The organism is Solicola agrisoli (assembly GCF_049059935.1).
Classification (GTDB): Bacteria; Actinomycetota; Actinomycetes; order Propionibacteriales; family Nocardioidaceae; genus JAURVT01.
Genome location: NZ_JBMGQR010000099.1, coordinates 1 through 13474, shown reverse-complemented (window position 1 = coordinate 13474; position 13474 = coordinate 1). Strand labels below are relative to the sequence as shown.

The following is a 13474-nucleotide window of genomic DNA, read 5'->3' as shown; positions in this document are numbered from 1 at the left end:
AGGAGCTTGGGCAGGAACTGGGCGATCGACGTCAGACCGCTGGTGAGTGCTGATTTCATGGGTTGCCTTCGATGGGGGATGCGCGCGAGATCGCGCAGGCCACCCACGTCCGGCTGGGTTCGCCGGACGTGGGACGAGAGAGGAGGACCGACAGGAGCGGTCCACGGCGGCGGTCGTCTCCGAGGACGAGCGACACCGGGGGGTGTGGGGTGTTGTCTGTTCGACGTGACGCGGCGACGATCGTCACGACGGTGCGCATGTGACCTGTGTCACAGGCACGGGTCGTTCCCGGCCACCGTTCTGCCGAACGGTCTCGGCCGTGGTCCGCTGGGGTCATCTCCAGCCGCCTCAGACCCCTGGCGTGACCGCGCGAACCATCGTGCGGCGATGACGCCGTGAGGGGGAGCGCCCGTGCCCGCCCAGCCCGACCAGAAGCCGACGGACCGTGCGCTCGTCCGTCGGGCGGTGATGGGCAACCGTGAGGCGTTCACCCAGATCTTCGAGCGGTACTCCGAGTCGACCTACCGCTACGCCCTGCACATGCTCGACGGCGACGAGCAGGACGCCCACGACGTCACGCAGGAGTCGTGGGTGAAGGTCTGGCAGCACCTGCACACCTGGCGGGGCGAGGCACAGCTGCGGACGTGGCTGTTCACCGTCGTCGGCCGGACGGCGCTGGACCACCGGCGCCACCGTCGTCCGCTGCCGATGGAGGACGCGCGGATCGACGCGCACAGCCCGCCCGGAGCGTCCACCGAGGCCGAGTTCGCCGGGCTGGCGCTCTGGGACGTGCTGAACCGCGTGCTGTCGGAGCTACCGTGGCGCCAGAGGGCGGCGTGGTTGCTCCGCGAGCTCGAGGACCTGGGCTACGAGGACATCGCGCGCGTGCTCGACACGACGCCGACCGTCGTGCGTGGCCAGCTGCACCGGGCCCGCAAGACCGTCGCGACGAGGATGGAGGAGTGGCGATGAGCACCGACGACCACGACTCCGCGGACCTCGCAGGAGAGCTCCGCAGGCGTTCGGCCCAGCAGTGGGTGCACATCGCCGACGACGTGCTCGAGCACGCCCTCTCGGCGACGCGTCGCTCCCTGCCCCTGCGCGCGGCGACCGCCGCCGGGGCGTTCTGGGTGGCCGAGCAGGTGGTCGTCGCCAAGCTCCAGGAGGCGATCGACGCCGAGCTGGACGGCGCGGCCGTGGGGCGGATCGCCATCAGCGCCACCACCGGGCACGTCCTGACGTCCCTGACGGTCGAGCTGTTCGGCCGCTACGGCCACGACCTGCTCGCCCTTGCCGACGAGGCTCGCCGCGTCGCCGACTCGGTGCTCGCCACCCTCGGCCTCGCACACGTCGACGTCGACGTCATGCCGCTGCACATGCACTTCGGTGACGTCACCGTCGGCGACCCGCACGACGTCGACCCCGCCGACGAGCGCTGAGTCAGAAGTCGTCGAACGGCGAGCCCAGCGGGGGCAGCGCCTCTCGGGCCGAGAGGTGGAAGCGCCCACGGAAGAGCACGACGTACCGGTCGGGGCCCATCGCCGAGCCGATGGTCTCCTCGATCTCGAACGCCGCCTCGGCGAACCCGTCCCCCGGCTCGAGCGCGTCGTCACGGCCGCTGTCCGTCCGGGCCGCCACCTCACCGTCGACCACGCACTCGCGCCACTGCTCGGGCGTGACCACCACGGTGAAGACCTCGTCGTCGGTCTCGGTGACCTCGAAGCGGTCCACACCCGTCACGCGACCGCGGGTCGTCTCGACGAGCTGGTCCCACAGCGTCCGGGCGTCGGGCAGCTCGTCACGCACCTGCTGCACGAGGGCCTCGTCGGCGACCTCGCCGCGCGCCCGCTGGTAGGCCCGGACGCCGGCGAAGTAGGCGGTCGTCACCACGGCGTCGACCATCGACGCGGGGTCGTCCAACCCATTGTCGAGACGCCACTGCCGGTCGAAGAGCGTCCGGGCGGTGGTCGTCGGGTCGACGCGACGGCGGTAGCGCCACGGCACCCGCATGCCGACGGTGATCTCGACGTCGTCCCAGCCGTCGGGCGACGCCACCACGCGCAACCCGGCGACCCAGTAGTCGCGGTCGTACCCGTCGTTCTGGTTCCTGACGAGCTGGTCGCGGCGATTGGCGATGCCCCGCATCAGGGCGGCGAGGTAGGCGTCGTCGTCGAGCACCCGCCCAGTGTCCGGCACCCAGGCGCCTGCTCGCGGGAAGCGCTGGGTGGTGGTGTGATGTGGGCCACCACCTCACCCAGGAGCGCCGATGATCCAGAACGACTTCTACACGCCCGAGACCCAGGGCCCCTACGAGCTGCACGGTCTGGGCGAGTTCGCGCTCGAGGAGGGCGGGACGATCCCCGACCTGCAGCTCGCGGTCGCGACGTTCGGCGAGCTGAACGAGGCGCGCGACAACGCGATCTGCATCCCCACCTGGTTCTCGGGCACCCACGCCACGTGGGCCCTGACCTACATCGGCGAGGGACGGGCGCTCGACCCGTCGCGCTACTTCATCGTGGTGGTCAACCAGATCGGCAACGGGCTGTCGACGTCGCCGCACAACACCGACGGCGCGATCGCGATGTCCGCGTTCCCGCGGGTCACGATCGGTGACGACGTCCGCGCGCAGGAGCAGCTGCTGCGCGAGGTCTGGGGCATCGAGGAGCTCGCGCTCGTCATCGGCGGCTCGATGGGCGCGCAGCAGACCTACGAGTGGGCCGTCCGCTTCCCCGACAAGGTCAAGCGCGCTGCCCCCATCGCCGGCACCGCGCAGATCACCCCGCACGACGTGCTGTTCACCCAGGCACTGATGGACACGCTGACGTCCGACCCCGGTTGGGCCGGTGGCGAGTACGCGTCGCACACCGACGTCGCCGGCGGTCTGCGCCGCCATGCCGGCATCTGGTCGCTGCTCGGGCTGTCGACGGAGTTCTGGAAGACCGAGTTCTGGCGCGGCATCGAGCTGCCCGACGTCACCTTCACCTCGCTCGAGCAGTTCCAGACCGTCTTCATGGAGGGCACCTTCGGCGCGATGGACCCCAACGCGCTGCTGACCATGGGCTGGAAGTGGCAGCACGGCGACGTCGCCGGGCACACCGGTGGCGACCTGGCGGCGGCGCTCGGACGCATCACGGCCAAGACCTTCGTCATGCCCATCGACGAGGACATGTTCTTCCCGCCCCGCGACTGCGCCGCCGAGCAGGCGCTCGTACCCGACAGCGAGCTGCGCGTCCTGCCCAGCATCGCCGGTCATTTCGGGCTCTTCGGGTTCGAGCAGACCTACCTCGACATGCTCGACGCCAACCTCAAGGACCTGCTCGCGACGGAGGTCTGAGGGTCGTTCAGGGTTCGGGCTCGGCCTCGTCGCCGCAGACCCAGACCCACGCCCAGCCCGCTGCTCCGATCGCGAGCAGCGCGGCTGGGCTGGCGACCGCGACGACCCACCCGCCGGTCGACCCGGCGAGGACGACGTACAGCGCCGAGTACGGGGTGCTCGACCACAGGACCAGCCCGAGGACCACCGGGTAGCCGACGACGACGGCCTGGACCCACCGGGGCCAGGCGCCCGTGAAGGTCTGCCGGATGCCCTCCAGCTCGAGCGGGTCCATCTCGTCGAACGCCCCGTCACGCGCCTGGGCGAGTCGGCGCCGGGCGTTCCAGATCGTCCAGACGGCGAGGCCCGCGTACGCCACGGCACCGATCGGGACGTCGGTCATCGCGACACCATGGCACGGGTGGTCGGGCGGGCCGACTAGAACCGTCGTCCACAGGGAGGCCTGGGCGGCTCCGCGAGAAGCCGTTTGAGCCCGCTCCACGTCCACAGCGTTGCGAACACGTGTTCGACTGTCGTAAAATGGGCCCATGCCGGTCGCCGCTCTCCCGCTCGCCGAGCACCCCGCGTTCGCGGCGCTCGCGGCGGTCGAGAGCGCCCTGGCCGACGGTGATCTGTCGGTCTACGCGGGCCTGTCCGCGGACGACGCGACGCAGCTCGTGGCACGGTGGAACCGGGTCGGCGCGCAGGTGTCGGCGCACGCCACCGCGGCAACTCGGGCCGTCCACCACTCGGGCGCGGCGACGAAGGCCGGCGCCACGTCCACCGGGGCGCTGCTCGCGAGCCAGTTCGGTGGCGACCGGAGCGCTGCTGCCCGCGACGTCCACCTGGGCGAGGACCTCGAGAAGGCCGGCACCACCGAGAACGCCCTCGCCAAGGGTCAGGTGACCAAGGAGCAGGCCCGTCTGATCGCCCGCACCGTCACCCGGCTCCCCGACGACGTGCCCGCGGCCACCCGCCAGAAGTGCGAGCAGGCCCTCATCGAGGACGCCGCGACCCTGACGATGCGCGACCTGCAGCACCGGGCCGACCGGATCACCGACGTCTTCAAGCCCGCCACTGAGGTCGACGCCGACGAGGGAGAGATCGTCCGCGACCGCGAAAAGGACGCCTACGCCCGGTCGGAGCTCTGGATGCAGGACCAGGCCGACGGCACCTGGACCGGGCGCTTCCGCCTCCCCGAGGCCCAGGCCGGGTTCCTCAAGCACGCCCTGGACCGGTTCACCGCACCCCGCAGGCGTCACCTCGACGACGGCCAAGCTCAAGAGGACTTGAGCTACTCCCAGCGCCAGGGTCGGGCGTTCGTCGCGCTGGTCGAGCACCTGCCCACCGACGGGCTTCCCGACGCAGGCGGCTCCGGCCTCGTCGTGACGGTCAACATCGACCTCGACACGCTGATCACCGGCACCGGAGTCGGCACCACCTCGACCGGACAGCGCATGTCCGCCGGGGAGATCCGCCGGGCCGCCTGCCGCGCCGGGATCATCCCCCAGGTCCTCGGCGGTGCGTCGCTCCCGCTCGACCTCGGACGCACCCAGCGGTTGTTCAACCGTGCCCAACGGATCGCCCTGGCCCACCGCGACGGCGGCTGCGCGTTCCCCGACTGCGACCGACCACCCTCCTGGGCCGAGGCCCACCACGCGAAAGAGCCCTGGTCACACGGCGGCAGCACGGATCTGGACGACGGCGTCCTGCTCTGCCCGTTCCACCACAGGACCGTGCACGACGACGGATGGACCATCACCTTCGACACTGACGACAGACGACCGGCGTTCGTCCCACCCGGCCGGCTCGACCCCTATCGCAGACCGAGGACGAGCACGAGGTACCGACCTCGGCGAGACTGACGAGGTGGACACGGGGCTCAGCGGGTGCCGCGCTCCTCGACGGTGAAGTCGTGGGTCACCGACAGGGTCGGCGTGGCGTCACCCTCGGGCGTGGGTGCACCCTCCCACCGCAGGTCGAGGTCGCGTCCCCGCACCCGGACGCTGGCGAGCTGGTTCTCGAACCAAGGGCCGGCCGTGGTCGACCAGGTGAACGGGGGGTCGGGCACGCGGGCGCTGCGCGACAGGGCCCGTCCGAGCCTCGACCCGATCCGCATGTTCGCGAACGTCTGCGCGGTGCGCATCGCGCGGGGCAGCGGGTTGCGGATGGGCGAGCACACGGCCTGGAGCAGACGCGTGCCGCGCGAGCCCACCCGTCCGTCCACCTCGGAGAGGTAGGAGTGGTGCACGTCGCCCGACAGGAAGCAGATCGTGGCGGGCGCGGCACCGAGCTCGCCGGAGGCGACCTTGCGGGCGTGCTCGGCGACCACCCGGAACGAGTGCTGGAACGCCGCCCAGTGCTCGAGGTCGATGGTCTGGCGCACCTTCTCGCCCAGCGGCAGGATCCGCTTGCCCCAGGCACCTTCGGCGATGGCCTCGTTCCAGGCCTCGAACTCGTGCACGGCCTGCGACATCAGGAACGGCAGCGAGGTGCCGACGAAGACGTGGTCGACGTCGCCGGTGGCCTGGTCGAGCAGCCAGCGCGCCTCGCCGTCGTCGAGGATGCGGCGGGCACCGGGCGTCAGGTCGCGGGCGGCGCGGGTGTCGACGACGATCAGCCGGCTGCGACCGAGGTCGCGGACGTAGCTCCACTGGTAGGTCTCGGGGTGCTGGTCGACGCGGTCGGCGAACGCGTCGAGCACGTCGGTGACGTCGTCCTCGCCGCGAGCCCACTTCCCCTCGATGCAGCGCCAGATCTCGTCCTCGGCGCGCGCGGCGGGCGAGAGGTTGCCGACGTGCTGGTAGACCCAGTACGACGCCAGCGCCGCGACGATGCGGCCGTGCCACCACTGGGTGGCCTCCATCTCCTCGCGCCACGAGCGCGAGGTGTTCCAGTCGTCGCGGACGTCGTGGTCGTCGAAGATCATCAGGCTCGACAGCGTCGAGAGCAGCCACCGGTTGGCCGGGTCGCTCCAGGCCAGCAGGTACAGGTGGGCGTACTCCTCGAAGTCCTTGAGCTCGGTGCCCGGCTCCTCGTCGAGGCTGCGACGCGACGCGATGAAGTCCTGCATCGCCTCGGAGGTCTCGTCGGCGTAGACCTGGTCGCCCAGGAACAGCGCGAAGTCGGGCACCCACTCGTTGTCGACGCCGTCGGCCAGCCGGAGCGCGTACGCCCGGAGGGTGTCGACGCCGTGGGTGCGGTGGTGCTCGGCGTCGTGCGGCACGCTGGTGCGGCACGACCCGTAGAGGAACTGCAGCGGCCGACCGTGGTCGAGCGTGCGGATGCGGGGCGAGGGGTAGGGGTGGCCGTCGACGGTCGCGTCCGTCGGCGGCCAGACGACGACGCCGTCCACCTCCAGCTCGTACGGCTGCGACGAACCTCGCTCGAGGCCCTCGACGTCCACGACCGCGTAGTGGTGGCCGTGCGCCGAGAAGGTCCGGGCGTCGTGACGGCGGCCGTCGCAGACCACCGTCACGGTGGCCGCGGACGCGACCTGGGCCCAGACCACGGCCGACGTCTCGTCGGTGTGGCGCAGGAGGGGTCCGAGCACCAGGGCGTCATCAGGCATGAGGACGTGTCTACACCCGTGCCGGTCGGACCGCCCGACTCACCCGAGCGCGCGAGCCAGCCGCTCGGCGAGGAAGGCGCGCGCGAGGTGGGCGTCCGCGACGATCCCTCCCAGGTAGACGAAGGGGTGGACCTGCCCGTCGAACCGTCGCAGCTCGACCTCGACGCCGGCGTCGGCGAGGCGGGCGGCGTACTGCTCGCCGTCGTCGCGCAGCGGGTCGCACTCGGCGACCACGACGGTGGCCGACGGAAGGCCGGCCAGGTCGGTGGCCCGCAACGGCGCCAGGCGGGTGTCGGTCGGGTCCGCGCCGGGCGCGTACTGGTCCACGAAGTACTGCATGTCACGTGCGGTCAGGAAGTGGCCGTCGGCGAACTCCGCGTAGCTGGCGGTCGATCCGACGTCGACCTGCGTCACGGGGTAGACCAGCGCCTGGTGCCGCAAACCGGGTCGCCCGCGCAGCGCGAGCGCGACGGTGGCCGCGAGGTTGCCGCCGGCGCTGTCGCCCGCGACCGCCACGCGGGCCGGGTCGGTGCCGAGGCCGGCGCCGTCGTCCAGGAGGGCCGTCACGACCGCGAGCGCGTCGTCGTGGGCGGCCGGGAACCGGTGCTCGGGGGCGAGGCGGTAGTCGACCGCCACGACCACGGCCCCCGACCCCGCGGCCAGGGCCCGGCACGTGGTGTCGCACAGGTCGAGGTCGCCCATCACCCAGCCGCCCCCGTGGAAGTAGGCGACCACCGGCAGCCCGTCGTCCCCGGACGGTCGGTGCACGCGGACGGGCACGCCGTCGACGACCGTGTCGACGACCTCGTGCAGCGTCGCGGGCTCGCCGGTCAGCGCCTTGGCCGCCTCGAGGTCCTGCCTGTTCTGCGCCACGCCCTGGGTGTCGAGCGGCGGCGCTCCGGCCACCAGGTCGAGGAACGTCCGGGCGTCGGGGTGGAGCGTCATCGGTCCTCCGGGGTCGGGTCCGGCCCACGGTAACCACCCGTCGGGGGCCGCGGACGCACGAGGCTGGCTCGGCACCGCTGGTCGCTCCCCCTAGGGTGGACGGACCTCGGGCGGGACGACCCGGGGCCGACTGCAGGAGGATCTTTTCCGATGCTGACGACCGAGACCGCCGCTCTGGTGACCGGGGGTGCGTCGGGGCTCGGGGCCGCGACCGCCCAGGCACTGGTGGCCACCGGCGCCCGTGTGTTCGCCCTCGACCTCGCCTCGGCGATCAACGACGGGACGCCCGTCGACGGGGTGTCCTACCTCGCCGCCGACGTCACCGACGGCGACCAGGTGCGGGCCGCCGTGGCGCAGGTGGTGGGCTCGGGCCTGCCATTGCGCACCGTGGTCAGCTGCGCGGGCATCGGCCCGTCGCAGCGCATCCTTGGTCGCAAGGGCCCGCACGACCTGGCGCAGTTCGCCAAGGTCGTCCAGGTGAACCTGGTCGGCACGTTCACGGTGATGACGCTGGCCGCCGAGGCCATGGCGCAGACCGAGCCCGTGGACGACCAGGGCCAGCGCGGCGTTATCGTCAACACCGCCTCGATCGCCGCGTACGACGGCCAGATCGGCCAGGCGGCCTACGCGGCGTCCAAGGGCGGCGTCGTGGGCCTCACGCTCCCGGCCGCGCGCGACCTCGCGTCGCACGGCATCCGGGTCTGCACCATCGCGCCGGGCATCGTCGACACCCCGATGATGGCCACCGTCGACGGCGAGTTCCGTGAGTCGCTCGAGCAGGGCGTCCCGTTCCCCCACCGCTTCGCCCTCCCGCAGGAGTACGCGCGCCTGGTCACGATGGTGGTCGAGCACGACTACCTCAACGGCGAGACCATCCGCATGGACGGCGCCCTGCGGATGGGGCCCAAGTAGACCAGCAACCTGCGGAGTCGATCCGGCCGTTCGGCTCGCCCGTCCGTGAGCGGAGCGCTACGGACGGGCGTACGCCGAACTGACGGATCGACGACGCTGGGACGTCAAGGCAGCACCCCCGACGTCCTCAGCCGTCGATCAGACAGCGGCCGAGATGGCCTCAGCCAGAGCCACGTCACCGGACACGAGCTCCCACTGCTTGCCGACGGTGCGCGGGTCGTCGAGGGCGGCGACGATGAACGCGGCCACGTCGGCGCGCGGCACGTCGCCCCGCTCGACCTTCTCGGCCAGGGCGACCTGGCCGGTGGCCGGGTCGTCGGTGAGGCCACCGGGCCGGACGATGGTCCAGTCCAGGCCGGAGTCGCGCAGCTGGGTGTCGGCGTCGCGCTTGGCGTCGACGTAGGCCTTCCAGACGTCGCCGGCGTCGTCGGCGACGGGCTCGTCGACCGAGATCGCCGAGACCTGGACGAAGCGGCTGACGCCGGCCTGCTTGGCGCCGTCGACCGACTTGACCGAGCCGCCGAGGTCGACGGACTTCTTGCGGGCGATGTCGCCGTCGGCGCCACCGCCGGCGGTGAAGACCACCGCGTCGGCGCCGGCGAAGGCCTGCGCGAACGTGGCGGCGTCGTCGTTCTCGATGTCGACGATGGCGGTCTCGGCCCCGAGCTGCTCCAGGTCGGCGACCTGCTCGGGCTTGCGGATCAGCGCGACGGGGGTGTGACCGGCGCCGGCCAGCTGGCCGATGAGCTGCTGGGCGATCTTGCCGTGTCCTCCGACGATGGCGATGCGAGCCATGTGCTCCTCCTCAGGTGCGGTGGTGCGGATGGACGGTGCCGACCGTCAGGCCGACAGCGCCGGGTAGTCGGTGTAGCCCTCGGCCCCGCCACCGTAGAACGTGTCGGAGTCGGGCTCGTTGAGCTCGGCGCCGATGCTCCAGCGCTTGGGCAGGTCGGGGTTGGCGATGAACTCGCGGCCCACGGCCACGGCGTCGGCCTGGCCGGCGTCGAGGATCGACTGGACCGACTCGCGACCCGTGACGTCGCCGAAGCCGGTGTTGAGGATCAGCGCGCCGTCGACGAGCTGACGGATCTCCTTCACGATGGGCGCGTCGGCGTCACCGGCGGACAGGACGCTGACGTAGGCCAGACCGAGGTCCTTGATGCCCTCGAACAGCGCGCGGTAGGTGGCCTCGCGGTCCGACGGGTCGTCCTCGATGACGCCCTGGATGTCGTGGCCGGGCGAGACGCGGATGCCGACCTTGTCGGCGCCGATGGCGTCGACGACGGCCTTGGTGACCTCGATGGTCAGGCGGGCCTGGTTCTCGGGGCTGCCGCCGTAGGCGTCGGTGCGCGTGTTGGACGACGGCGCGAGGAACTGGTGGAGCAGGTAGCCGTTGGCGGCGTGGATCTCGACGCCGTCGAGGCCGGCCTCGATCGCCGAGCGCGACGCGTGGACGAAGTCCTCGACGATGCCGGGGATCTCGTCGGTCTCCAGCGCGCGGGGCGTGGGGTGCGGGAAGCGGCCCTCGGCGGTGACCATCTCGCCCGGCGCGGCGATGGCGCTCGGGGCGACGGCCTCCAGGCCGTTCTTGTTGTCCGGGTGCGAGATGCGGCCGACGTGCATCAGCTGGACGACGATCCTGCCGCCGCGCTCGTGCACGGCGTCGGCGACCTTGCGCCAGCCGGCGACCTGCTCGGGGGTGTGGATGCCCGGCGTGTTCAGGTAGCCCTGGCCCACGGCGCTCGGCTGCGTGCCCTCGGTGACGATGAGGCCGGCCGACGCGCGCTGGGAGTAGTACGTCACGGCGAGGTCGGTGGGGACCATGCCCTCGCCGGCGCGGTTGCGCGTGAGCGGGGCCATGACGAAGCGCTGCGGGAGGTTCCAGCTGCCGATGGTCACGGGGTCGAACAGGTCGGGCACGGGGATCTCCTCAAGGTCGACGCACGACGGCGCCGTCGGGTGGCTTACGTGATCGTTCAACGATCTCCGGCGCGGGGCATTCCCGCACGGCGAGTGACGTGCGACGCGCGCGGGCCCTCGTCGGCGCGGGGCGATAGCGTGTGGGGCGTGGACGGCCCCGCCGTCCCGCCCACCGACGGACGAGCGACAGGCAGGCTTTGCCAGCGATGAAGATCATCTACACGTTGACCGACGAGGCCCCCGCACTGGCCACCTACTCGTTCCTCCCCGTGGTCCAGGCCTTCGCCGGCCAGGCCGGGGTCGAGGTCGAGACGCGCGACATCTCGCTGGCGGCCCGCATCCTCGCGCAGTTCCCCGACCGCCTCACCGACGCGCAGCGTGTCCCCGACTCGCTGGCCGAGCTGGGCGACCTCGCCAAGACGCCCGAGGCCAACATCATCAAGCTGCCCAACATCAGCGCCTCGATCCCGCAGCTGAAGGCCGCGATCGGCGAGCTGCAGGCGGCCGGCTACGACGTCCCCGACTACCCCGAGGACCCGCAGTCCGACGAGGAGAAGAAGGCCCGCGCGGCCTACGACGCCGTCAAGGGCAGCGCGGTCAACCCCGTCCTGCGCGAGGGCAACTCCGACCGTCGTGCGCCCGCGTCGGTCAAGGGCTTCGCGCAGAAGCACCCGCACTCGATGGGCGCGTGGTCGGGCGACTCGAAGTCGCACGTGGCCACCATGTCCGACGGCGACTTCCGCCACTCCGAGACGTCGGTGACGGCCGGCGCCGACGACACGTTCCGCATCGAGCACGTCGCCGAGGACGGCACCGTCACCGTGCTCAAGGACACGCTGCCGATCCTGGCCGGCGAGGTCGTCGACGGCGCGGTCATGCGCCGCGCCGCGCTCGACGCGTTCCTGGCCGAGCAGGTCGCCGACGCCAAGGCCAAGGGCGTCCTGTTCTCGGTGCACCTCAAGGCCACGATGATGAAGGTCTCCGACCCGATCATCTTCGGCCACGCGGTGCGCGCCTACTTCTCCGACGTGTTCGCCCAGTACGGCGACGACCTCGCGTCGGTCGGCGCGAGCCCCGACGACGGCCTCGCGTCCGTGCTGAACGCGCTCGACAAGCTGCCCGCCGAGAAGCGCGAGGCCATCGAGTCGGCCATCACCGCCGGCTACGAGAGCGGCCCGCGCATCGCGATGGTCGACTCCAGCCGCGGCATCACCAACCTGCACGTGCCGAGCGACGTCATCATCGACGCCTCGATGCCCGCCGCGATCCGCTCGTCGGGCCAGATGTGGAACGCCGACGACGCACTCGAGGACGCCAAGTTCGTCATCCCCGACTCGTCGTACGCGCCGCTGTACGCGGTCGCGGTCGACCACTGCCGCGAGCACGGCGCCTTCGACCCCACCACGATGGGCACCACGCCCAACGTCGGCCTGATGGCGCAGAAGGCCGAGGAGTACGGCAGCCACGACAAGACCTTCGAGATCGGGTCGGCCGGCACCGTCCGCGTCGTCGACGCGTCGGGCACCACGGTGCTCTCGCACGACGTCGCCCCCGGCGACATCTGGCGCGCCTGCCAGACCAAGGACGCCCCGATCCGCGACTGGGTGCGCCTGGCCGTCGAGCGGGCCCGCGCCACCGGCGCCCCGGCCGTGTTCTGGCTCGACGAGACCCGCGCCCACGACGCCCAGGTGCTCGCCAAGGTGCGCGAGTACCTCGCCGAGGAGGACACCGACGGCCTCACCATCGAGGTCAAGGACGTCGCCGACGCCACCGCGTACACGCTCGACCGCGCCCGTGCGGGCGAGGACACCATCTCGGTGACCGGCAACGTGCTGCGCGACTACCTGACCGACCTGTTCCCCATCATGGAGCTCGGCACCAGCGCCAAGATGCTGTCGATCGTCCCGCTGATGAACGGCGGCGGCCTGTTCGAGACCGGCGCCGGCGGCTCGGCGCCCAAGCACGTCCAGCAGCTCGTCAAGGAGAACCACCTGCGGTGGGACTCCCTGGGCGAGTTCCTCGCGCTGGCCGTCTCCCTGGAGATGCTGGCCGACAAGACCGGCACGCCGCGCGCGGCCGTGCTCGGCAAGGCCCTCGACGCCGCCACCGGCCGTCTGCTGGAGGACGACAAGTCGCCCTCGCGCAAGGTCGGCGAGCTCGACAACCGCGGCAGCCACTTCTACCTGGCGCTCTACTGGGCCCAGGAGCTGGCGCAGCAGACCGACGACGCCGAGCTGGCCGGGATCTTCGCCCCGCTGGCCGAGTCGTTGGCCTCGCAGGAGGACACCATCGTCGGCGAGCTGGCCGAGGTGCAGGGCAGCCCGGTCGACCTCGGCGGGTACTTCTACCCCGACGCCGCCAAGGCCGCCGCGGCCATGCGTCCGAGCAGCACCTTCAACAGCACCATCGACTCCTTCTGACGGAGCGGATCCACACGAGCACGGCAGAGCCCGACCGGACGGCGGTCGCCACCACCACGTGGCGGCCGCCGTTCGTCGTGGACGTGCGCCGCACCCTGCGCACGCTGCGACGCGGGCCGGGCGATCCGGCGTTCCGGGTGGAGCCCGACCGGTCGATCTGGCGCGCGACGCGGTTCGCGACGGGCGTCGCCACGGTCCGGCTGGCCCAGCTCGGGCCGCAGGAGGTGGAGGCGCGGGCGTGGGGGCCCGGGGCCGACGAGGCGCTCGTCCAGCTGCCCGAGCTGCTGGGCGCGCTCGACGACCCGTCGACGTTCGACCCGCGCCTGACGCTCGTGAGCCGCGCGCACCAGCGTCACCCGGGCGTGCGGGTGATGCGGACGGGGCGGGTGATGG

Annotated in this window: 12 protein-coding genes and 1 pseudogene; 7 read left to right on the top strand and 6 right to left on the bottom strand. The window is 72.0% G+C overall.

Going from position 1 to position 13474, the window contains the following annotated elements; translation table 11 throughout:
- Positions 1-411: 411 nt before the first annotated feature.
- Both ACI6PP_RS21300 and ACI6PP_RS21295 read left to right on the top strand, forming a co-directional pair.
- Positions 412-972: an RNA polymerase sigma factor gene (locus ACI6PP_RS21300; protein WP_421113713.1), complete on the top strand. Its 561-nt coding sequence runs from the start codon at positions 412-414 to the stop codon at positions 970-972.
- Complete coding sequence (locus tag ACI6PP_RS21295) at positions 969-1439, top strand: hypothetical protein (protein WP_421113712.1); 471 nt, start codon at positions 969-971, stop codon at positions 1437-1439. The genes ACI6PP_RS21300 and ACI6PP_RS21295 overlap by 4 nt, the downstream gene beginning before the upstream one ends.
- 1 nt (position 1440) lies before the next feature.
- On the opposite strand, the gene ACI6PP_RS21290 is transcribed toward ACI6PP_RS21295, so the two are convergent.
- The gene (locus tag ACI6PP_RS21290; RefSeq protein ID WP_421113711.1) at positions 1441-2178 is read right to left on the bottom strand and encodes a hypothetical protein; all 738 of its coding nucleotides are present in this window, start codon (positions 2176-2178) and stop codon (positions 1441-1443) included.
- Between the two features lie 88 nt (positions 2179-2266).
- On the opposite strand from ACI6PP_RS21290, the gene ACI6PP_RS21285 reads away from it, so the two are divergent.
- A complete protein-coding gene (locus ACI6PP_RS21285; RefSeq protein WP_421113709.1) occupies positions 2267-3334 on the top strand; it encodes an alpha/beta fold hydrolase in 1068 nt (355 codons plus the stop codon).
- 7 nt (positions 3335-3341) lie between these two features.
- On the opposite strand, the gene ACI6PP_RS21280 is transcribed toward ACI6PP_RS21285, so the two are convergent.
- Positions 3342-3716: a hypothetical protein gene (locus ACI6PP_RS21280; RefSeq protein ID WP_421113707.1), complete on the bottom strand. Its 375-nt coding sequence runs from the start codon at positions 3714-3716 to the stop codon at positions 3342-3344.
- 145 nt (positions 3717-3861) lie between these two features.
- On the opposite strand from ACI6PP_RS21280, the gene ACI6PP_RS21275 reads away from it, so the two are divergent.
- Positions 3862-5178 (top strand): HNH endonuclease signature motif containing protein, encoded by a 1317-nt coding sequence (locus tag ACI6PP_RS21275; protein ID WP_421113706.1) that lies wholly within the window; start codon positions 3862-3864, stop codon positions 5176-5178.
- A gap of 17 nt (positions 5179-5195) precedes the next feature.
- Here ACI6PP_RS21275 and ACI6PP_RS21270 read toward each other — a convergent pair whose 3' ends face one another.
- Both ACI6PP_RS21270 and ACI6PP_RS21265 read right to left on the bottom strand, forming a co-directional pair.
- A complete protein-coding gene (locus ACI6PP_RS21270) occupies positions 5196-6884 on the bottom strand; it encodes an alkaline phosphatase D family protein (protein WP_421113704.1) in 1689 nt (562 codons plus the stop codon).
- 39 nt (positions 6885-6923) lie between these two features.
- Entirely contained in the window at positions 6924-7829 is a 906-nt protein-coding gene (locus ACI6PP_RS21265; RefSeq protein ID WP_421113703.1) for an alpha/beta hydrolase, read from the bottom strand.
- A 150-nt stretch (positions 7830-7979) separates the two neighbouring features.
- Here ACI6PP_RS21265 and ACI6PP_RS21260 point away from each other — a divergent pair, with 150 nt between their 5' ends.
- Complete coding sequence (locus ACI6PP_RS21260; protein WP_421113702.1) at positions 7980-8741, top strand: SDR family NAD(P)-dependent oxidoreductase; 762 nt, start codon at positions 7980-7982, stop codon at positions 8739-8741.
- 138 nt (positions 8742-8879) lie between these two features.
- Here the strand turns inward: ACI6PP_RS21260 and ACI6PP_RS21255 are convergent, their stop codons facing one another.
- Both ACI6PP_RS21255 and ACI6PP_RS21250 read right to left on the bottom strand, forming a co-directional pair.
- The gene (locus ACI6PP_RS21255) at positions 8880-9536 is read right to left on the bottom strand and encodes an SDR family oxidoreductase (RefSeq protein WP_421113701.1); all 657 of its coding nucleotides are present in this window, start codon (positions 9534-9536) and stop codon (positions 8880-8882) included.
- A gap of 45 nt (positions 9537-9581) precedes the next feature.
- A complete protein-coding gene (locus ACI6PP_RS21250) occupies positions 9582-10661 on the bottom strand; it encodes an alkene reductase (RefSeq protein WP_421113700.1) in 1080 nt (359 codons plus the stop codon).
- A gap of 206 nt (positions 10662-10867) precedes the next feature.
- Here ACI6PP_RS21250 and ACI6PP_RS21245 point away from each other — a divergent pair, with 206 nt between their 5' ends.
- Both ACI6PP_RS21245 and ACI6PP_RS21240 read left to right on the top strand, forming a co-directional pair.
- The gene (locus tag ACI6PP_RS21245; RefSeq protein WP_421113699.1) at positions 10868-13081 is read left to right on the top strand and encodes an NADP-dependent isocitrate dehydrogenase; all 2214 of its coding nucleotides are present in this window, start codon (positions 10868-10870) and stop codon (positions 13079-13081) included.
- An 83-nt stretch (positions 13082-13164) separates the two neighbouring features.
- A pseudogene (locus ACI6PP_RS21240) lies at positions 13165-13474 on the top strand (DNA-3-methyladenine glycosylase 2 family protein); the annotation flags it as partial.